Source organism: Polynucleobacter sp. UK-Kesae-W10 (assembly GCF_018881575.1).
Taxonomy (GTDB): Bacteria; Pseudomonadota; Gammaproteobacteria; order Burkholderiales; family Burkholderiaceae; genus Polynucleobacter.
Genome location: NZ_JACVQB010000001.1, coordinates 930022 through 950615, shown reverse-complemented (window position 1 = coordinate 950615; position 20594 = coordinate 930022). Strand labels below are relative to the sequence as shown.

Here is a 20594-nt window from a genome sequence, read left to right as displayed (position 1 = left end):
CTTTATTTTGACTGATCTGCAGAATTTTGGCTGCCGCTGGGCAATACCCCAAAGCAGAAGCCGCGCTGCTTTAAATTGATAATGAGCTGCTCCAAGACTGCAGGCGCCCAAGGATCCTTTCTGGACCAAATACCCAGATGCGCCATCGTAATGTCGCCATCCTTGATATTGCGACTCGCTTGATCCAGTAGCACGCTATTTGGATGCTTATCTGAATTGAGTTCATCCCCTAAAAATCCTGCTGGCGCCCAGCCGATGTGCTGATAACCGCACATATCACCGATCCGAATCAAGGTGGGTGAAGTTTTACCCCCCGGAGCACGCCATATCTTTTGCAAGGCTTGGTTTGTCATCTCCTGAAAGCGCTGATCTACCCTGCGAATCTGTTTGCACATCGCCGCTTCGTTATACAAAATGGTCTCCCCTGCTTTAGGACCAAATTGGGGCTTTTCAAAGACTTGGCCTTTGGGTCCATCCTTCACAAAGTAATCATGATCATAGGTATGACTACCAAAGTGATGGCCCTCTTTAGCCAGTTGCTGCCAAAACGGCTTCCAAGAATCTTCTAAGGCATAGTCACCACGATAGGTTTTTTCATTCGCTAGAAAAAAGGTGGCCTTGACGGACTGGCGCCTGAGGATCTCATCCACTTTATGAGCCACCGACATATTGCCAGTATCAAACGTCAAATACACCGTTTTATTGCAGCTGGCAGTTTGAGCCTGACTGCCAAATGAAAAACAGCCGAGCATCAGCGCGGCTGTAAAGCAAATGAGATGCTTGCTATTCATGCGCTTATTCCCAAGATGCCCTTGGGTAAAAGAAAACGCCATGAGGAGATTTACCCACTGGAATGACTTCCACTAATTTCATGGAAGGAATATCAATCACCCCCACCTTTTTAGCAAAACGAAATGTCACCCACATCGTTTTGCCATCTGGCGTGATTTCCATATCATCTGGACCTGAAGGCAAGCCGGTAATGTCGGCCACTTTTTCTAAAGTCTGCATATTAATCAAGCTAATGGTGGAAGCGATGCGATTACTCACGAATACATGCTTCTTATCCCCAAGCGGGCGGAAGTTGTGTGCGCCCTTCCCTGTAAAGATCCGCTTCACTTCTTTGCGATTCTTCCAATCGATGACCTGGACATTGTCCTCACCCGTAATACCAACTAATAAGTATTGATCGCCCGGGGTCATCCATAAACCGGCGGGTACTTTTCCAGTGGGCATCACCCAAAGCACATTTTGTGTTTCTAAATCAATTGCTGCGAGCTCACTAGAGTCCTGCAAAGTAATGAACGCAATTTTGCTATCGGAAGTAAATGCAATATGACTTGGTGTTTTTGCTAACTTAACAGTTTTAGCCAACTTCAGATCAGCGCCATTGGCTGCGTAAATATCGACACGATCTAAGCGATTGCCATTAGCAACAAACCATTTGTGATTCGGTGAGTAGCCAATCTGATATGGATCGATGATGTTAGGCACCTTACCAGTGATTTCACCGCTAACTGGATTCATGAGGACCACATCATTGCCAGCGGCATTGGCAATCAGCAAGGTTTTCTGATCTGGCGTCATCATGAGGTGATGCGGCTCTTTACCAACTGGAATCGTTTTAGTGACTTGGTGCGTAGTCATGTCAATCAAACTCACCGAAGCGGAGCCCGAATTCAGAATCACGGCCAACTTTGGTTGGTTTGATAGGGCAACAGCTGGCGCACTTGCTGTTTGAGAAATTGCCAAATGGGGGAAACTGAGTAGCGCTAAAACAGCAGATATGGCGAAGAGGCGAAAACTGCTGAACTGGGTATTTGTATACATACCCACATTGTAAGCAATGCAAATAGGCGAAATACCCTTAAATCAGGGTGGATTTGACCTAGCGCAAACTAGCCAAAACTTTTTCCAGGCGCTTCAAGGACATTGGAGTCGGGGTTTTAAGCTCCTGAGCATACAAAGCGACCCTGAGCTCTTCCAGTTGCCAGCGAAAATCCGTCAACGCCTGGTCATCTGCCATCGCATAAGCAGCAGATCCCTTGGCACCCTGCATCCGTTTTTGCCATGGTCTTGCAACCGATTCCCAATCTTTTTGACATTGCGCATCCCGGGCAGGGTTGGATCGCATCTTGTCGATCCGCATTGCCACTGCCTTAAGATAGCGTGGTAAATGCACTAACTGAGCATATGGAATCTCTGCCACAAATTTAGGAAAGATCAATCCCTGAACTTGAGATTGGATATCCGCATACGCACTAGGTGAAGCTGCTTTGGCTTGGGCCAATTTCTTCTGCAAATCTGCATAGGCCTGGAGTGCGCTTAGGGCATGTCGCGCCACTTCTTGTGCAATTAATGCCAATCGTGGCTTACCGGCCTGCATTCTTTCTGAAAATTGCTCTGCGGTATTGGGTAATGGCTCAGTCATAAAAGCCCGCTCAATCGACAGATTGAGAATTTGCTCAATCAGATTGTCGACAGAGCCCACATTGATAAATAGCAATCCCAATTCTCTTAGGCCTGGCAATTGTTTTTGTAATGCCTTAATGGTGTCTTTATTGCCCAGGGCAAATAACCGTCGCAATCCCAGCACATGCTGTTTGCGCGCTTCCACTAAATCATCAAATACTTCCAGATCGCAATAGTCTCCGCGATCAATTAAAGCAGGATAGCCAAATAGTGTTTTATTACCTTTTTGAATTTCTAGAGTTTCAGGCAACTCGCCAAACTCCCAGGCACGATAGCCGCCCTGCTCAACCTTACGGGCTTGATCACCGCCCTCTGCCTTGACATTGGTGGGCGCAGTCTTGGTGGGCTCAATACCCAACTCGGTCTGCGCCACCTCCTGGGCAACCACTTGGAAAGCTGAACGTGCAGTCTGGCCATATTCAGATCGTAGGCGCACTAAATTGCGCTCGACCTCTAGCTGTCGACCATGCTCATCTATCAGGCGAAAGTTCATAGAGGAATGCAAAGGCAAAGCTTCGGGCCTAAAGTCAGTGCGCTTAATTTCCAGTCCACGCTCTTGGCGGATATCTTCAATCAAGCTATCCATAAAATCACCGACACCAAATTGCTTTGCTTCAAGCTTTCGCTCCAAATACGATTTGGCGTAATCCGGTAATGGCACGCAGTGACGTCGCAACTTTTGGGGCAAGGTTTTAAGGAGCAGCAAAATCTTTTCTTCACACATTCCCGGCACAAGCCATTCGCAGCGGCGACCATCGACTTGATTTAATTGCGCCAATGGAACTACCAAGGTGACTCCGTCCTTGGGGCTACCTGGCTCAAAGTGATAGGTCAGACTCAATTCCGCCCCACCTACCTTCATCACTTTGGGATATCGATCTACCGTGATGCCAGCAGCCTCATGACGCATGAGGTCGGCCTTTTCTAAACGTAATTGCGCATCCATCTCAGGGTTTTGTTTCAGCTGCGACTGAAGACCTTCTCGATTACATATTCCCTTGGGAATACGAGCGTCATAAAAAGCAAAGAGCAATTCATCGTCGACCAATACATCGGGACGCCGAGAGCGGTGTTCTAAGGCTTCAATTTCTTTAATGAGCCGTCGGTTATGCCAAAAGAAATGAAAGAGTCCAGGATATTTTTTCTTAGCATCGGCCTCGGTCTCGCGCGAAAGTGCAGGAGTATCCATGCGCCCAAACATTTCTTCTTGAACCAAGGCCTGACGGATAAACAACTCACGCGCTTCCTCTGGGTTATGCGGCTCATAGCGCACCCGACGACCGTGATAAATCGGTAAACCATATAAAGTGCCACGCTCAAAGGCTAAGACCTCCCCCTGGCGGTTATCCCAAAATGGATCACTTAAGGATTTGATGAGTCGATGGGCGGCTACGCGTTCTACCCATTGCGGCTCAATTTTGGCAATCGTGCGGGCATACATGCGGCTGGTTTCTTGAAGCTCCCCCGCCAAAATCCAAGCACCTGCCTTCTTGCCGATCGTTGAGCCGGGCCAAATAAAGGGGCGTATTCCTCTGGCGCCTACGTAACCACCAGTTTTACTATTGCGATCCTGAGATTTTTCATCCTCTTCTTTTTTAGCAACGTATCCCAATAAACCAGTGAGCAATGAAACGTGGACTTGCTCATAGGTAGCTGGTAAGGCATTCTCCTTCCAGCCTTTCTCGCCAAGCATGGTGTGAAGCTGTCCATAGACATCCCGCCACTCACGCAAACGACGAGGGGATAAAAACTTGCTGCGGCACAAAGTTTCTAGTTGTCGATTGCTATGTTTATGCTGAAGGGCATCTTGGTACCAATTCCAAAGCTTCACAAAACTGAGAAACTCAGAGCGCTCGTCTGCAAATTGCAAATGCGCTTGGTCTGCAGCTGCCCCCTGATCTATAGGGCGTTCGCGTGGGTCCTGAGTGGCTAGAGCGCAAGCGATGATGGTGACTTCTTTCAACGCATTTTGCTCTTTGGCTGCCAATAACATCCTGCCGATTCGAGGATCAAGCGGGAGTGCTGCCAACTGCTTACCAATCTGTGTGAGCTTAAAGCTGTTATTGAGATCTTTACCGTCAGCAGAGCCCGCATCATCAAACTCAATGGCTCCTAGCTCATCGAGTAACTGCACTCCATCCGCAATAGCCCTTCCCAGCGGTTTATCAATAAATGGGAAATGCTGAATTTTAGATAAGCGTAAAGCGCTCATGCGCAGCAAGACAGCTGCCAATGAACTGCGCAGAATTTCAGGATCAGTAAATTTGGGGCGGCTTTGAAAGTCTTGCTCACTGTAGAGGCGCACACAAATACCATCCGAGACGCGGCCGCAACGACCCGCCCTTTGATTGGCCGCTGCTTGCGATATGGGCTCAATCTGTAACTGCTCCACTTTATTGCGATAAGAATAGCGTTTGACTCGAGCTAAGCCACTATCGATGACATAGCGAATATTAGGCACCGTTAAAGAGGTCTCGGCCACGTTGGTGGTCAAAATAATGCGGCGACCATTACCAGGAGAGAAGACCCTCTCTTGTTCGGCTACAGATTGACGAGCAAATAAACTCAGTACCTCCGGATGAAAGCGTTGCTGCAAGACATGGTCTTTGCGAAGCGCCTCGGCGCAATCCCGAATCTCGCGCTCGCCCGGCAAAAATACCAAGACATCCCCTGCACCACTACTTCCCTCCCGCCACACCTTAGCAATTTCTTCTGCAACCGCGTCCGGAATTTCTTTAGCAGTCTTCGATTCCTTTTTGCCATCAGGCTTGGTGTCCGGCTCTAGAGGCGAGTAACGCTGCTCTACCGGAAACAACCTACCACTCACCTCTATCACGGGCGCTACTTTGCCTTTGAGTGCAAAGTGCTCAGCAAAACGCTGTGCGTCAATCGTGGCAGAGGTAATGATGAGTTTGAGATCAGGCCTCTTGGGAAGCAACTGTCGTAGGTATCCCAATAAGAAATCGATGTTCAGACTGCGTTCATGCGCCTCATCAATGATGAGTGTGTCGTAGGCCTTCAAGTGGGGGTCACGCTGGGTCTCAGCCAACAAGATGCCATCCGTCATTAACTTGATCGAGGCGGTGTTACTGGTCTTATCAGCAAAGCGGACTTGATAACCCACATCTTGCCCAATTGGCGACCCCAGCTCCTGCGCTATACGCTTGGCGGTTGCAGTAGCTGCAATCCTGCGCGGTTGGGTATGGCCAATGAGCTTGCCGCCATTGATCGTGCCTCTGCCAAGATCCAGGCAAATCTTTGGCAGCTGCGTGGTCTTGCCTGAGCCCGTCTCACCACAGACGATGACAACCTGATGGCTCTGGAGCGCATCCTTGATGAGTTGACGCTGACCTGAGACCGGCAATTCTTCCGGAAAGCGGATTTCAAGCCTGCGCCCATTGTTGGAAGCAGGCACAGACGAAGAGATTGCTGTGGGTTTTTGTTGGTTTATAGGCTCTTGCACCCTATAATTTTCTCACTATGCCGACAAATGCACCAAACCAGGCGCCAAGCGCTGAAGAATCTACCTCTAACTTCCCTTTTGTGGGCTGGTTGCGCGACGTTGCGCCTTATATTCATAGTTTTCGAGAAAAGACCTTTGTGATCGCCTTTGCTGGCGAACTCGTCCAAGAAATCGGTCTTGAGAACCTGATTGAGGATATTGCAATGTTGCATGCCATGGGGATGCGCATCGTCCTCGTTCACGGCATTCGTCCGCAGATTGAAGAGCAGCTGATGCTGCGCAAGATTAAGAGTAAGTTTGGCAAGAGCGCTATGCACAGCTATCGAATTACTGATGCTGCAGCCTTAGAGTGCGTCAAAGAGGCGGCCGGTGAATTGCGTTTAGATATCGAGGCAGCATTTAGCCGCGGCTTACCAAACACGCCCATGGCGGGGTCTCGTATCTCCGTGATTTCTGGCAACTTCATTACTGCGATGCCAGTAGGCGTTGTAGAAGGTGTCGACTACATCCATACCGGCTTAGTTCGTAAAGTGGATTCCACATCGATTAAGCTCTCACTTGATAGCAATAAGATTGTTCTGCTCTCACCACTTGGCTTCTCACCAACCGGCCAAGCTTTTAATTTGGCCTATGAAGATGTTGCGGCTTCGACTGCTGCCGCACTAAAAGCGGATAAGCTGATTTTCTTGAGCCCTTATGGTGGCTTGAAAGATGCTGAAGGCGACTTCATTACCGAACTCTCATTGCCACAGCTACAAGAATATGTAGGCCAAAACAAAGATCTGGATGTGGGTATGAAGAGTTTGCTCAATATCTCCAGCAGAGCAATTCGTGCAGGCGTCAGTCGTGTGCACTTCCTGCCCTGCAATCAAGATGGCGCACTCCTGGAAGAGCTCTTTACCCATGATGGCATCGGCATGATGCTAGCCTCTTCCGATATTGAGAACTTGCGTGAAGCCAATCAAGATGACGTTGGCGGTATCTTGCAACTTACCATGCCACTCGAAGAAGAAGGTATTCTGGCTGCTCGCGGACAGGATGTGATTGAACGTGATATTCAGCGCTTCTCAGTCATTGAGCATGATCGTGTTCTCTTCGGTTGCGCAGCCCTATTTCCCTTCCCTAACGGTGTGGGTGAGTTGGCCTGCCTTGCTGTAGATCCAGATGTTCAAGGGTCCGGTGACGGTGAACGCCTTCTCAAGCGCATTGAAATGAGAGCCAAACAAGAGGGCATCAAAAAATTATTTGTTCTCACTACAAGAACTGAGCACTGGTTCCTCAAACGTGGCTTTAAGCGAGCATCGGTGGAGGATTTGCCGGAAGAAAGAAAGCAAATTTATAACTGGGACCGTAAGTCCATGGTTTTAACTAAAGATCTATAAGCAATAAGCACTAAACAAGAAAGGCATTACAGATGGTACGCATGGTTCAATGCATCAAACTCAATAAGGAAGCCGAAGGCATGGATTTCGCCCCACTTCCTGGCGAATTGGGCAAAAAGATTTGGAATCAAGTTTCCAAAGAAGCTTGGGCTGCTTGGTTAAAGCAACAAACCATGTTGATTAATGAAAACCGCCTGAACATGGCTGATCCACGCGCACGCCAATACCTTTTAAAGCAGGTTGAGAAATACTTCTTTGAAGGCGGGGCAGATATGGCCCAAGGCTACGTACCCCCAGCAGAGTAAAGCGTTATCGCTGTATTGCAATACAGCATAAAAATAGTTCCATAAAAGCAGTTTTTATTGTTGACACACTAAAAACACAGGCATAGGATGTAATCGTGGTGAGGCAGTAATAGTGCCCCGCCACATTGGCGAAAGCCAGTAAAAATAAGCGCATCTATGCGCTTATAGGCTAAGGAACGAAATACCTTCCGAGTGCCTGCGCCATGCATACCATGGCAAACAACCCGATGGGCATACCCCGTCGGGTTTTTTATTATCTTTCAGTAATTAGAGAGCAAGGCGCTCAACGCCAGAGGCATTGCTGACCAACAAGATATTCGCCTTTTCTTTCGCGAACAAGCCTACCGTGATGACGCCCGCAATTTGGTTGATTTGCGCCTCCATCTGCAGGGGATTGGCAATTTGCAAGCCAGCAATATCCAAAATCCACCCGCCATTATCGGTTACAAAAGGCTCACTCGGAGTTTGATGGAGATCGGCGCGAGTGTTCTTAGCCAAACGAAGAGAAACCTTACCACCCAATTTCTCAAGTTCCCTACTCACCACACCTTTAGCCAGTGGAATGATTTCTACAGGGAGCGCAAAGTTACCCAATACAGGCACCTGTTTTGAAGAATCACAAATGCAAATAAATTGCTTTGCCATCGAGGCAATAATCTTTTCGCGAGTCAATGCGCCGCCGCCGCCTTTAATCATGTGTCCAGCAGGATCAATCTCATCTGCGCCATCCACGTAGGCTGGCAAGCCTTGAACATCATTTGGATCCAGCACTTTGAAGCCATGCTTTAACAAACGCTCAGTAGTGGCATTTGAGCTTGAGACCGTTCCAGCAAAATGACTCTTGTAGGGGGCAAGCGCATCAATAAAGCAATTCGCAGTGGAGCCGGTGCCTACGCCCAAGATTTGCCCAGCAGGCAGCTTTAAGACCTCATCGCGGGCTGCCTCACCTACCATCTGTTTGAGTTGATCCTGATTCATGGGTTTGCTAACGGCCTTTACTGGAGCGGATTAATGAATACATCTATCATATGATATTCAAGAAACCATCCTTTGAGATCCCCTTACACCCTTATGAATAGCACTACCTTAGCCCCAAGCCAACTTGAGCAACTCAAGAAACTCACTACGGTAGTAGCCGACACAGGCGATTTTGAGCGCATGCAAGAGTTTCAGCCACAGGACGCAACTACCAATCCCTCGCTGATTCTGAAGGCTGCCCAGCAGCCCAATTATCAGTCATTGGTCAATGCCGTTAAAGCTGCTCACCCAGGTTTAAATCCAACTGAACTGGTTGACTACATCTTGGTCGCATTTGGCATGGAAATCTTGAAGATTGTTCCTGGTCGAGTGTCTACCGAAGTAGACGCCCGCCTCTCCTTCGACACCAAGGCCACCGTTGCCAAAGCAAAACACTTAATCGCTTTGTATGAGTCGCATGGTGTTGATCGCAAACGGATCTTAATCAAGCTGGCTGCCACCTGGGAAGGCATTGCGGCTGCCAAAGAATTGGAGTCAGATGGCATTCATTGCAATATGACTCTACTCTTCTCGCTTGTGCAAGCAGCTGCTTGTGGCGCTGCTAACGCAAAGCTGATTTCGCCTTTTGTAGGCCGCATTACTGATTGGTACAAAGTGAAGTTAGGGTCCAATTGGAGCGATGCAACTCACGGCGGAGCAAATGATCCTGGTGTAACTTCAGTAAAACGCATTTTTCACTATTACAAACACTTTGGCATTCCCACTGAAATCATGGGCGCAAGCTTTCGCAATACCACGCAAATTCTAGAGCTGGCTGGTTGCGATCTGCTGACCATTAGCCCAGAACTCCTGAGTGAATTAAGTACAGGCTTTACGGCTGTAACTAAAAAACTGGATACAGCCAATGCACAAGCCGCTTTGAGTGCTGAAAATATTATCCCGCTGAAATTAGATGAACCAAGCTTTAGATTGCAACTGAACAATGATGCGATGGCCACTGAAAAACTGGCTGAAGGTATTCGAAATTTCTGCATTGATACAGAAAAGCTTGAGACTCTATTGGGAAAATAAAAAAGCCATAGCGTTTACCATGGCTTTACATGTGAGCACTTCGTTTATTGCTTACTTCTTGGCTGTATTGATGCCTAGCAAGGTATAAGCCGGACAATTACCAAACATGCCTGTTGCCAGAGGGATGATTCCGATCCATGCCCAAGGCCCGGTAATACCAAAACCCGCCAGACCCATCAGTGTTACACCAACAGTCATGCGTAGTACGCGATCCGTGTGTCCAATATTGCATTTCATATGAGCCCCTTTATTGTTACTTGTTTCAGCTTAGGCTTATTTTTTAGTTTTAGCAAGCCGCTGTCTTAATGCCTCATACAGGCATACGCCGCTGGCAACAGAAACATTCAAACTGGAGACCACGCCTTGCATTGGAATACGTACAAGCTCATCACAGGTTTCTTTAGTCAAGCGACGCATGCCCTCACCTTCTGCCCCCATGACAATCGCGATTGAGCCTGTCAGGTCGATGTCATAAATAGATTTTTCAGCCTCATCATCCGTGCCGATAATCCATACGCCTGCTTCCTGCATTTCTTTCATGCTGCGAACCAGATTGGTCACCGTAATCACCGGTATTACCTCAGAAGCGCCGCTAGAAACTTTACTGACCGTAGCATTAATGGAAGCTGAACGGTCCTTTGGAATGACTACCGCATCTACACCTGCACCATCAGCCACCCGCAAACAAGCACCGAAGTTATGGGGATCCGTTACACCATCCAATATGAGAAATAAAGGCTTTTCTTTTGCACCTTCAACGTCTTCAATCACCTCGGTAATCGTCCGTGCAATAGTCATTTTTTCGGCCAAAGCCACTACACCTTGGTGACGATCATGACCTGTCAATTTTTGTAAGCGCTCCGCATCAGCAGCGTGCAAACGCTCACCCAAAATCTCTTCCGCTTGTTTTAGAAAGTCACCCATACGGCGATCACGACGACTTGGATCAAAGTAGACCGACTTGAGGCTATCGGGATCAACGCGCAAGCGCGCTTGAACCGCATGAAATCCAACTAATATTTGTTTCATCTTGGTATTTGTTCTGACTTATTCTGAATAGATTATTACTTGCGGCGTGCTTTGGTATTGCGAACTGGTGGTTTACTACCCGCAGGTTTTCCAACAGATCTATTAGGCTTGCTGGCCTTGCCATTCTTACGACTAGCTTTGCTCTTAGATTGTGTAGCACCCAAGGCGCCGGCAGACTTTGCAGCATTGACATTGATTCCGCTGGGCTTTTGAGGCGCTTTATGAGCTGGCCTACTCTTATTGGGAGCAGCCTTTTTATTGGGCCTACCGGTATCAGCAGCTAACAACAACTGACGACGACTGGAGGAGCCAGCACCTTCGGCACCAGAACTTTTCACTAGGCTAAATTCAATTTTGCGCGCATCCAAATCTACACGACTGACTAAGACATGCAGGCGGTCACCTAAACGATAGCGAATACCGGTTCGCTCGCCACGCAATTCTTGGCGAGCTTCATCGTACTGGAAGTAATCACCACCCAGTTCAGTGACGTGAACCATACCTTCAACAAACAGGTTCTCTAGCTGAATAAAGAGACCAAAGTTTGCTACGCCGGTAACAGTACCCGCATACTCTTGACCAAGATGATCTCGCATGTAATAGCACTTGAGCCATGCCTCGACATCACGCGAGGCTTCATCTGCACGCCGCTCATTCGAGGAGCAGTGAACGCCCAATTGACCCCAAATAGGCAAAGCAGCATTAGCACCCTTAGGAACACGTGTTCCTTTAGCTGCACCCGCTTTAGCATCGCTTTGGGATTTCTTGGCATTGACCGCATTTTCTCTACCTTTACCCTTACGAGGCAATGTGAGATTTAGCGGTACTTTAGGAGGTAGAACAGGAACGTAAGGTTTCTTTTCCAGAATGGATTTAATGACACGATGGGTCAATAAGTCTGGATAGCGACGAATCGGACTGGTGAAATGAGAATACGCTGGATACGCTAAACCAAAGTGGCCTTCGTTATCCGGTTGGTACATTGCTTGCTGCATAGAGCGTAAAACAACGGACTGCAACATATTGGCATCCGGGCGATCTTTAATTTCACGCATCAACTTAGCAAAATCACGTGGTTTTGGTTTTTCACCACCACCAAGAGATAGGCCTGATGTTCGTAATACTTGACGCAAGGTAACTAGTTTCTCTTCGGAAGGCTCGCCGTGCACGCGATACAGACTGAGATGCTTATTCTTTTCAATAAAGTCAGCAGCGCAAACGTTGGCTGTCAACATACACTCTTCAATTAAGCGGTGAGCATCATTGCGAAGGCGCGGCTCAATGCGCAAAATCTTACCGAGTTCATTGCTAATGATTTGTGTCTCAGTTGTTTCAAACTCAATCGCACCACGCTTCTCACGAGCAGATAGCAATATTTTGAAGAGTGAATACAGATTGGTCAACAAAGGGCGAAACTGAGCAAATCGTGCTGCTTCAGGGCCCTTACTATTAGAGAGAATCTCCCAAACCGTGTCATAGGTAAAGCGTTGCGCAGAATGCATTACCGCGGGATAGAACTGATAGGCCAGCACTACACCGTTGTTGTCGACCACAGAGTCGCACACCATACAAAGGCGATCTACATTAGGATTGAGCGAGCAAAGTCCGTTGGAGATCTTCTCCGGCAACATGGGGATGACGCGTCTGGGGAAGTAGACAGATGTAGCACGCAGTAAACCTTCGTCATCCAATGGATGACCCGGTTTGACGTAATGCGAAACGTCAGCGATTGCCACAATTAGGCGCCACGCCTTTGTCTTGCCGTACATGACCGGCTCACAATAAACGGCATCATCAAAGTCACGCGCATCCGCACCATCAATGGTGACCAGAGGAACATCACGCAGATCGACTCGACCCTCGAGATCTGACTGCTGCACGGTATCGGGCAGTGCTGCAGCCTCCTTCATCGCTGCCGCTGAAAACTCATGGGGCACGCCGTACTTGCGTACTGCAATCTCGATTTCCATACCCGGGTCATCGATCTCACCTAAAACCTCTACAACACGCCCTACGGCCTGGCGATAGCTATCTGGGTAATCAATAATTTCAACACTCACTACTTGGCCTAATTTAGCCTGTCCTTGCCCCTTCGGCGGAATCAGAATGTCATGACCAATACGCTTATCTTCAGGCGCAACAATTAACACGCCGTTCTCATTCAATAGTCGGCCGATCACTACTTTGTTGGCATGCAGCACCACCTCAACGATCTGCCCTTCTGGGCGACCACGTCGATCGGTTCCTAATACTCTGACATTGACTCTATCGCCATGCATGACGCGGGACATTTCTCTCTCGGAGAGAAAAATATCTTCACCACCATCATCGGGAATGACAAACCCAAATCCATCTCGATGCCCTTGAACCGTACCTAAACGGTCGGCCTCACGGGGCATCAAGTCTTTTGCTTTACGCATTTAATTCCTTCGGCAATACATGCCCTATCTATATATCTACTGATATCTATTTTTGTTATGAATAAGGCTACTGTATCAAACCACCAAGTCTGAAGGGAAAAAGCCAAAATGGGGTGAAAAAAAGCCTAAAAACGCCCATCCCCCTATAATAGAGGCATGCCCAGGTGGCGAAATTGGTAGACGCACCAGCTTCAGGTGCTGGCGATCGTAAGGTTGTGGGGGTTCGAGTCCCTTCCTGGGCACCAAACACCTCACTAGACCTTATATGGGGTCATATCATCCAATTACAAGCTAGCCATTTCGAGAAAGCCCAGTGAATTCAGTCCTACTCAAGAAATCAGGCAAACAGGCACAGAAAATTAGCCTCTTTTCAGCCACTGCCTTAGGCATTGGCGGGATGATGGGGGCCGGCCTCTTTTCATTACTAGGAACTGCCAGTATTCATGCTGGTACCCATGTTCCTTTGGCATTTTTACTGGGTGCTTTTGCGGCCTCCTTCTCGGTCTACTCCTATGCCAAGCTTGGAGCAACCTTCCCTAGCAGTGGTGGGGCAGCCACTTTTACTGTCATGAGTTTTGGACCTGGCGTTATTTCAGGAGGTCTTAATATCTTTCAATACATTGCCTATCTGATTGCAGCCGCTTTGTATGCAGCCGGCTTTGCAGAATATGCCAATACGCTGATGGGATCAGCGCTCTCCCCCAATGAAGTCAAACTCGTTAGTGCGGTGATCGTGATCCTCTGTGCCGGAATCAATTTACTGGGTACCGATATTGTTGGTCGCGCTGAAACAATAGCGATTGGTTTTGTCACGATTGCTCTGCTACTCTTTTCTGCGGGCGGTATCCATACAGCGAATATCAGTCAGTTTGAGATGTCTGGTTGGTCCATTAACGGCATTGCGATTGCCACAGGCATTCTCTATATCAACTACCAAGGATTTGGCGTAGTTACCAATTCCTCGAATGCCATGCAAGAACCCCAAAAAGAATTACCTATGGCAATGTTCTCAGCCTTGGTTTTGGTAACCATTGCTTATGTACTGGTGAGTGTTGCAACTGAACTCTTGCTGACGCCATCACAAATGTTGCAATTTAGTGGACATGTGCTTGCTGATGCCGCACAGATCGTTGCTGGCAAACTCGGATTCATTGTCATCGCCTCTTGTGCGCTGCTAGCCTGCGCAGCTGCCCTCAATGCCACCATTTTTGCTGCCTCTAATATCGCAGCAGATATGGCTGCCAAGAGCTCAATCTCCGAGATGCTCGGAGATGCTGTTCTCAAAACACAAGCACGCTCCTTAAGTATTTCAGCATTAATCGTAATTGCCTTGGTTTTAGCTTTTCCACTCGATGTTGTCGGAAAAATGGCGAGCTTAGCTTTTCTGCTGGTTTATGCGGCTATTACCCTTGGCCATATCAAGGTTCGCAAACAAACCGGAGCAAAGCTGTGGCCCCTCTGGGCGGCCATCATCGTCAATCTGGGTTTATTCGCGACCCTGTTTATCAACGTCGTTCAGACGGCGCCAGGGAGCGCGATCGCCTTACTTGCAGCCCTGATTGGCTCGTTTAGCTTAGAGGCTATTTCCCGAAATTTTCTGAGAACGAAGTTCGAATCTAAGCCATAAGAGCTAAAACCTCACAGACCCATCATGCGATGGAGAATCTTGGGCTTCATTTCTTCCCAAAGGCTTTCAAAGTCCTCCGTCTTTTCTTCTGAGAGCTTTACTGGATCGTAAAGATGACCAAAGACAATCGAGTTTCGTTTGACGAGCGTCTTTTCGAATTCAGTTAAGCCAATTGGCTTATCTTCCAAATCACGGGTCAGCTGGGCAGAGCACACAATTGCCTGCTCATCATCTTTATCAACAACAGCAAACTCGATAAATTGCTGGCTCTGATCCACAATCACCAATGTGCCACGTGCATAGGCTACGGCATCATGTTGATGCACGATATAGGCTAAGAATTGGTCCTCGTCTGCCCTTTCCATTTGCAAGTCGTCAATGAAAAATAGATATTGATCGCCATCGACATTGACCAAAGTAAATACTTTTGGTGTCACACCATGTCCTAAGACGAGATTGCGGTAATAAGTCGAAATTTCTACTGCGAGATTTTCAGAAAAAAGGTGCATTGCAAATTCACTTTTATTAGTCAGTTAGGCTAAATTCTTTTTGAGGAACTCCAGCGTTCTATCCCATGCCAATGTTGCTGCTGCTGCGTTGTACTGGAGCGGTGGTAAGCCGCGTGAATCCGATTTAGGGTTAGCAAAGGCATGTTTGGCATCGTAGCGCTGAAAGTCGTAGTTGACTCCTGCCGCTTTGAGCTTCTCCTCAAGTTGATCTACCCCTGAGATGGCAAAGAAGTCATCTTGAGTAGCCCAGTGCGCTAACATGGGCTTAGTCATTGCTGCAGCGTCAACGTATTCCAAAGGAGGATAGCCGTACCAAACTACCGTGGCGTCTAATTCAGGAACATGGCATGCAGAAAGCACTGTTAATGCACCACCCATACAAAATCCGGTGACAGCCACTTTTTTGCTGCCAGTAGATTTTAAGTATTGAACTGCACCGCGAATGTCTTGGCCAGCAGCATCACCAAAATTGAGATCGCCCATTAAGTGTTCTGCTTCTTTCGCTTCCAAAGCCAGCTTGCCACGATAGAGATCGGGAACTAAGGCGCGATAACCAGCCTGCGCTAAACGATCGGCAACAGCCTTCACCTCCTCATCCAAGCCCCACCACTCCTGAATCACCACTACACCAGGGGCATGCTCCGCATTTGCAGGCTCCGCTAAATATCCTTTAACAGATTGACCATCAGGTCTTTGGTATTCGATCATGAATAACTCCTTATGCTTTTTTTGTATCGGAATGAATATATCCTACCAGCCAGAATGTAAGCAAACCACACACGGTTGCTCCATATCCAACCAAGTTGTAATGCTCCATTTGGCCATCTACCGCAATGGTCACAACCAATCCCGCTAATACGGATGCAATTCCAGAGGCTAGCATCTGAACTGACCCAACCAAACTCATAAACGTTCCTCGGATTTTGGGCTCAACCATTTGGCTGACAATTGCCATCGTTGGAATCATGCGGCCAGAGATCAGAATAAAGAATGCCGTCTGATTGACCAACACAATCCAAATGGGTACAGGGCCTAAATTCGTAGTGATCAGGATGGGCGCCAGACTAATAATAGCTAGGACCCGAAACACCTTCACCTTGCCAAACTTATCGGCCATATGACCAATGAAGCGTGAACTCATGAGCGTGGCAATACCTCCGCAGAGATAAATCAATGAGATATAAGAATTCGCTACGCCTACATTGGCCGTGAGATAGAGGGCGATGTAGGGAATCACCGAGAAACCTGTCACCATCACCAGGCCAATGAATAAAAATGCGCGTAAATGGCGATGGGCAATAAACACATCGTAGATTTGCTTAAAGCGACTTCCCTCTTGCACATGATGTAAGTGGCCCGAGATCTTCGGAATATTGCGATACCCGATGAAAAGAATCAGCACTGAGATCAAGCCAATAAACATAAACGGAGCACGCCATCCTAAGAAACTAATGTGGTTCGCCAAAAACAAGCTAAGGGGCACACCGGCAACTGTCGATACGGAAAATGCTGCCATCACGGTGCCCAGGGCCTTGCCTCTTCTCTCAAAAGGAATGGAGTCTGCAACAATTGTTTGTACCAAGGAACCCAAAATTCCACCGAAGGCGCCAGCACAGGCTCTCGCAATAAAAAGCATGTGGTAGTTGGGAGCAAATCCGCAGGCAATCGTAGCAATGATGAAACAAATATACAGGCGCAAGAGCAATTGCCTGCGCTCAAATCGATCAATGTAATAGGTGGCAAATACCCCGGCAATAGCTGCAGCAAAGGTATAAGAGGACAGCAATAAACCGAACTGATGGGTATTAATCGAGAGCGCAGCAATGAACTGAGGCCCTAAAGGCATCATGATCATGAAATCCAAGATATGCGTGAACTGAATACCTGCTAATGCCAGGAGAAAAAAGCGTTCTTGTTTATTGGATTGAAATAGGTTTTGGGGCTGGCTCAAGGTCTGCTTTACAGGAAATAGTCAATATGACATTATCCCCCTTGATACCAATATTTGCAGGCTACCGCCCATGTCCATTCTTCCCAATCTACCAACTCCGCTAGCCAATTCAACGGTATTGGGGATTCCATTTATCCCATTGATTACCGATATTTTCTTTGGAGTTCTAGGTCTCATCATCATTCTGGTTTTTCACGGCAGCCTGATTAATCACATCATCATGCGCTTTGAGGGTAGGACTCAATCAAATCTTGACCTAGGTCAGTACAACCGTGTCTTCATGCACTTTTACGCCTCATTCTTCTTTATCGCATTAGTGCATATCTGCGAAATCATTATCTGGTGTTTTTTCATACTGGGTTTAGGTTTAATGGATGATGCTGTACAAGCCCTATTGTTTGCAGGCAGTTGCTACACCACTGTTGGCTTTGTTTCCGACCTACTGCCTACGGGCTGGAAAAGTCTTGCCTTCTTTATAGCGTTTACGGGTTTATTTTCTTTGGCCTGGACAACATCAGTCATGATTGGCATGACCAACACTTATAAAGCAGCTTGGAATCTCAAATACGGCCGCAAGGAACTTAGCGACTCTTGATGTAGTAACCGTATACACAGCGACTGCCTCCCCGAGAGGGGTCATGGGTATCATGCATAACCCCATCAATAACTGCAGTCAGGTGCTTGGAAACCTTCACAATCAGTGTGCCATTGGGCAATTCATCGGGTCTGAGGTGGACCTGGCAGCCGGCGCCTACCTTCATTGTCGGCACCCACTCAAAGCCTTGCGCCAGAATGTAATCATGAAAGACATTCCGATGATTGCCGTTACGAGGCGATGAGCCACGCTGATTCAAGAGGCGAGATAGTTTATTGTCACGCTCTTGTGCGTAACGCGCATTCGCATCACGCAAATCTTCGTACACCTGAAAATAAGGAAGGTTGGCGGCGATTGCAATCGATCTCACCACACAATCGCCTGCTCCACCCTTAAAGCCAGCAGCCGATCTTCCGCCATCGTTATGCTGAAATGGAAATTGAGCTTCCGAGCGAGAAAAAATATTTAGAAATCCGAACATATAGGGGTCGAATAAAAAAATGGACTTGTCTTTCGACAAATCCATTTTGATTCAATACTTAGATTCGATTACTTCGCATTAGCCTTCTTTACCTCTAAGCGCCATGCATGCAAGAGTGGCTCGGTATAGCCATTAGGCTGCTCAAGACCCTTGAAGATCAAATCGCTTGCTGCTTTATAGGCATAAGAGTCTTTGTAGTTCGGCATCATCGGCTTATACAAAGGATCGCCAGCATTTTGACCATCAACCACCTTAGCCATGCGCTGTAAGGTCTCGTTCACCTGATCAGCAGTCACGATGCCGTGCAACAACCAGTTAGCGATATGCTGACTAGAGATACGCAAAGTAGCGCGGTCTTCCATCAAACCCACGTTATGAATATCAGGAACCTTAGAGCAACCAACGCCCTGGTCAATCCAGCGAACTACATAACCCAAGATACCCTGGCAGTTGTTATCCAATTCTTGCTGAATTTCTTCTTTAGACCAGTTTGGCTTTTCGGCGACCGGAATCGTTAACAAGTCGTTAATTAGCGCTTCTGCTTCAGCGGCAGTATCGAGCTTTTCCATCTCTTTTTGCAGCTCTGCAACGTTCACTTGATGATAGTGAAGTGCGTGCAAAGTAGCCGCTGTTGGAGAAGGAACCCAAGCAGTATTGGCACCCGCCTTAGGATGCACGATCTTTTGCTCAACCATGGCCTTCATCATGTCGGGCATGGCCCACATTCCTTTGCCGATTTGAGCGCGACCACGCAAGCCACAATCCAGGCCTGCAAATACGTTACGGCGCTCATAGGCTGACAACCACTTGCTGGTTTTCATATCACCCTTACGGATCATTGGGCCAGCATACATCGAGGTATGCATTTCATCGCCAGTGCGATCAAGGAAGCCAGTATTAATAAAGGCAACGCGCGCGCCTGCAGCAGCAATCGCCGCCTTGATGTTGGCACTCATGCGGCGCTCTTCATCCATGATGCCTAATTTAACGGTATCTGCTGGCAAGCCCAATAGCTTCTCTACGCGGCCAAATAATTCAGCGGCGAAGGCGACCTCTTCTGGGCTGTGCATTTTTGGTTTAACGATGTAAACAGAACCCTTGCGTGTATTGCCAATCGCCTGAGTTGCAGAGCGGTTGATGTCATATAAGGCAATCAATACGGTAACCACTGCATCCAAGATGCCTTCGTAGATTTCTTTACCCTCACCGGTAATGATGGCTGGATTTGTCATCAAGTGGCCAACGTTACGGAGGAACAAGAGTGAGCGACCATGCAAAGTCACGACACCGTCTTTAGCATTGACTGCACCAATACCAGCTTTGTATTTACGATCTGGATTCAGCGCACGAGTAATCGTCTTATCACCCTTCTTCACTTCCTCAACCAAAGTGCCCTTGAGGATGCCTAGCCAGTTTTCATAGGCGAGGACTTTGTCATCGCCATCTACTGCAGCAATGGAGTCTTCCAAGTCCAAAATCGTAGATAGCGCTGCCTCAAGAATGACATCGTTAATGCCAGCAGGATCGCTGGCGCCAATGGTTTTGGTCTTGTTGATCTCAATATCAATATGCACGCCGTTATTACGCAAGAGCACAGAGCTAGGAGCCGCTGCATCACCTTGATAGCCTACGAATTGCTTTTCATCAGCTAGCCCTGTGGTGCTACCATCCTTAAGCTTTACGGATAACTTGTTGCCATCTACTGTGTAAGCCACGGAATCACGGTGTGAGCCTTTAGCCAGCGGAGCAGCTTGGTCCAAGAAATTGCGTGCATAAGCCACAACCTTGGCGCCACGAATGGGGTTATAGCCACCTGCCTTTGTTGCTCCATCTTCCTCAGAGAGAACATCCGTGCCGTAGAGGGCATCATATAAAGAACCCCAGCGGGCATTAGCTGCATTCAATGCATAGCGCGCATTGAGCACGGGCACCACTAACTGAGGGCCTGCTTGCAGAGCCAATTCATCATCAACGTTTTGAGTAGTGCCAACTACTTTCCCTGGCACTTCATCTAAGTAAGCAATCTCTTTTAAGAATTTGCGATATGCGGGCATATCTTTGATGGGGCCGGGATTGGCTTGATGCCATTTGTCTAAATCCACCTGAATGCGATCACGCTTTGCTAATAAGGCTTCATTCTTTGGGGTTAAGTCTTTAACGATCTCATCAAAACCCTTCCAAAAGTCAGCGCTCTTAATGCCAGTTCCAGGAAGCACTTTGTCTTCGATAAAACTGTACAGAGGGGTTGCTACTTGAAGGCTATTGCAGGTTGTGCGCGCAGTCATGATGTTAATTTCTTATGCAAAAGTTA

Annotated in this window: 17 protein-coding genes and 1 tRNA gene; 6 read left to right on the top strand and 12 right to left on the bottom strand. The window is 47.8% G+C overall.

The features are described from left to right. Positions 1–2 precede the first annotated feature (2 nt). Genes ICN24_RS04955 through hrpA form a run of 3 tightly spaced genes read right to left on the bottom strand, consistent with a single transcriptional unit; the run spans position 3 to position 5887 of the window. Positions 3–791: a polysaccharide deacetylase family protein gene (locus ICN24_RS04955; protein ID WP_216221781.1), complete on the bottom strand. Its 789-nt coding sequence runs from the start codon at positions 789–791 to the stop codon at positions 3–5. Positions 792–795: 4 nt separating this feature from the next. Continuing rightward, positions 796–1830 carry a cytochrome D1 domain-containing protein gene (locus ICN24_RS04950; RefSeq protein WP_216221779.1) on the bottom strand — a complete coding sequence of 345 codons (1035 nt, stop codon included), beginning with the start codon at positions 1828–1830 and terminating at the stop codon, positions 796–798. 58 nt (positions 1831–1888) lie between these two features. Next, positions 1889–5887, bottom strand: a complete 3999-nt coding sequence (gene hrpA, locus ICN24_RS04945; protein WP_216221777.1) for an ATP-dependent RNA helicase HrpA — start codon at positions 5885–5887, stop codon at positions 1889–1891. Between the two features lie 65 nt (positions 5888–5952). Between hrpA and argA the strand changes: the two genes are divergently transcribed. Continuing rightward, positions 5953–7317 carry an amino-acid N-acetyltransferase gene (gene argA, locus ICN24_RS04940; RefSeq protein ID WP_216221775.1) on the top strand — a complete coding sequence of 455 codons (1365 nt, stop codon included), beginning with the start codon at positions 5953–5955 and terminating at the stop codon, positions 7315–7317. A gap of 32 nt (positions 7318–7349) precedes the next feature. Continuing rightward, positions 7350–7622, top strand: coding sequence for an oxidative damage protection protein (locus ICN24_RS04935; protein WP_216221774.1), 273 nt, complete (start codon positions 7350–7352; stop codon positions 7620–7622). A 267-nt stretch (positions 7623–7889) separates the two neighbouring features. Here the strand turns inward: ICN24_RS04935 and rpiA are convergent, their stop codons facing one another. Continuing rightward, the gene (gene rpiA / locus ICN24_RS04930; RefSeq protein WP_216221772.1) at positions 7890–8600 is read right to left on the bottom strand and encodes a ribose-5-phosphate isomerase RpiA; all 711 of its coding nucleotides are present in this window, start codon (positions 8598–8600) and stop codon (positions 7890–7892) included. 93 nt (positions 8601–8693) lie between these two features. Between rpiA and tal the strand changes: the two genes are divergently transcribed. After that, positions 8694–9671, top strand: a complete 978-nt coding sequence (gene tal, locus ICN24_RS04925; protein WP_216221771.1) for a transaldolase — start codon at positions 8694–8696, stop codon at positions 9669–9671. A 51-nt stretch (positions 9672–9722) separates the two neighbouring features. On the opposite strand, the gene ICN24_RS04920 is transcribed toward tal, so the two are convergent. From ICN24_RS04920 to rnr, 3 genes are read right to left on the bottom strand one after another with little or no spacing between them, the layout of a single operon-like run. Further along, the gene (locus ICN24_RS04920; RefSeq protein WP_216221769.1) at positions 9723–9908 is read right to left on the bottom strand and encodes a DUF2892 domain-containing protein; all 186 of its coding nucleotides are present in this window, start codon (positions 9906–9908) and stop codon (positions 9723–9725) included. 36 nt (positions 9909–9944) lie between these two features. Then, on the bottom strand, positions 9945–10700 hold the full coding sequence (gene rlmB / locus ICN24_RS04915; RefSeq protein WP_216221767.1) for a 23S rRNA (guanosine(2251)-2'-O)-methyltransferase RlmB: 756 nt from the start codon (positions 10698–10700) through the stop codon (positions 9945–9947). 35 nt (positions 10701–10735) lie between these two features. After that, positions 10736–13120, bottom strand: a complete 2385-nt coding sequence (gene rnr, locus ICN24_RS04910; RefSeq protein ID WP_216221766.1) for a ribonuclease R — start codon at positions 13118–13120, stop codon at positions 10736–10738. A 158-nt stretch (positions 13121–13278) separates the two neighbouring features. Here rnr and ICN24_RS04905 point away from each other — a divergent pair. Both ICN24_RS04905 and ICN24_RS04900 read left to right on the top strand, forming a co-directional pair. After that, positions 13279–13365, top strand: a tRNA-Leu gene (locus ICN24_RS04905). 68 nt (positions 13366–13433) lie between these two features. Beyond that, entirely contained in the window at positions 13434–14747 is a 1314-nt protein-coding gene (locus ICN24_RS04900) for an APC family permease (RefSeq protein ID WP_216221764.1), read from the top strand. A gap of 11 nt (positions 14748–14758) precedes the next feature. On the opposite strand, the gene ICN24_RS04895 is transcribed toward ICN24_RS04900, so the two are convergent. Genes ICN24_RS04895 through ICN24_RS04885 form a run of 3 tightly spaced genes read right to left on the bottom strand, consistent with a single transcriptional unit; the run spans position 14759 to position 17207 of the window. Beyond that, entirely contained in the window at positions 14759–15256 is a 498-nt protein-coding gene (locus ICN24_RS04895; protein ID WP_216221762.1) for a hypothetical protein, read from the bottom strand. 24 nt (positions 15257–15280) lie between these two features. Then, positions 15281–15964, bottom strand: coding sequence for a dienelactone hydrolase family protein (locus tag ICN24_RS04890; RefSeq protein WP_216221760.1), 684 nt, complete (start codon positions 15962–15964; stop codon positions 15281–15283). Positions 15965–15974: 10 nt separating this feature from the next. Next, complete coding sequence (locus ICN24_RS04885) at positions 15975–17207, bottom strand: MFS transporter (protein WP_216221758.1); 1233 nt, start codon at positions 17205–17207, stop codon at positions 15975–15977. A gap of 70 nt (positions 17208–17277) precedes the next feature. Between ICN24_RS04885 and ICN24_RS04880 the strand changes: the two genes are divergently transcribed. After that, positions 17278–17802: a hypothetical protein gene (locus ICN24_RS04880; RefSeq protein ID WP_216221756.1), complete on the top strand. Its 525-nt coding sequence runs from the start codon at positions 17278–17280 to the stop codon at positions 17800–17802. Here ICN24_RS04880 and ICN24_RS04875 read toward each other — a convergent pair. After that, positions 17789–18283 (bottom strand): hypothetical protein, encoded by a 495-nt coding sequence (locus tag ICN24_RS04875; protein WP_216221754.1) that lies wholly within the window; start codon positions 18281–18283, stop codon positions 17789–17791. The two genes, ICN24_RS04880 and ICN24_RS04875, sit on opposite strands and share 14 nt — an antisense overlap. Before the next feature lie 68 nt (positions 18284–18351). After that, positions 18352–20568, bottom strand: a complete 2217-nt coding sequence (locus ICN24_RS04870; protein ID WP_216221752.1) for a malate synthase G — start codon at positions 20566–20568, stop codon at positions 18352–18354. Positions 20569–20594: the final 26 nt, after the last annotated feature.

Coding starts and splice junctions, on each gene's coding strand:
- ICN24_RS04955 (WP_216221781.1), bottom strand. CDS start 791: ATGAATAGCAAGCATCTCATTTGCTTTACAGCCGCGCTGATGCTCGGC.
- ICN24_RS04950 (WP_216221779.1), bottom strand. CDS start 1,830: ATGTATACAAATACCCAGTTCAGCAGTTTTCGCCTCTTCGCCATATCT.
- argA (WP_216221775.1), top strand. CDS start 5,953: ATGCCGACAAATGCACCAAACCAGGCGCCAAGCGCTGAAGAATCTACC.
- ICN24_RS04935 (WP_216221774.1), top strand. CDS start 7,350: ATGGTACGCATGGTTCAATGCATCAAACTCAATAAGGAAGCCGAAGGC.
- rpiA (WP_216221772.1), bottom strand. CDS start 8,600: ATGAATCAGGATCAACTCAAACAGATGGTAGGTGAGGCAGCCCGCGAT.
- tal (WP_216221771.1), top strand. CDS start 8,694: ATGAATAGCACTACCTTAGCCCCAAGCCAACTTGAGCAACTCAAGAAA.
- ICN24_RS04920 (WP_216221769.1), bottom strand. CDS start 9,908: ATGAAATGCAATATTGGACACACGGATCGCGTACTACGCATGACTGTT.
- rlmB (WP_216221767.1), bottom strand. CDS start 10,700: ATGAAACAAATATTAGTTGGATTTCATGCGGTTCAAGCGCGCTTGCGC.
- rnr (WP_216221766.1), bottom strand. CDS start 13,120: ATGCGTAAAGCAAAAGACTTGATGCCCCGTGAGGCCGACCGTTTAGGT.
- ICN24_RS04895 (WP_216221762.1), bottom strand. CDS start 15,256: ATGCACCTTTTTTCTGAAAATCTCGCAGTAGAAATTTCGACTTATTAC.
- ICN24_RS04890 (WP_216221760.1), bottom strand. CDS start 15,964: ATGATCGAATACCAAAGACCTGATGGTCAATCTGTTAAAGGATATTTA.
- ICN24_RS04880 (WP_216221756.1), top strand. CDS start 17,278: ATGTCCATTCTTCCCAATCTACCAACTCCGCTAGCCAATTCAACGGTA.
- ICN24_RS04875 (WP_216221754.1), bottom strand. CDS start 18,283: ATGTTCGGATTTCTAAATATTTTTTCTCGCTCGGAAGCTCAATTTCCA.
- ICN24_RS04870 (WP_216221752.1), bottom strand. CDS start 20,568: ATGACTGCGCGCACAACCTGCAATAGCCTTCAAGTAGCAACCCCTCTG.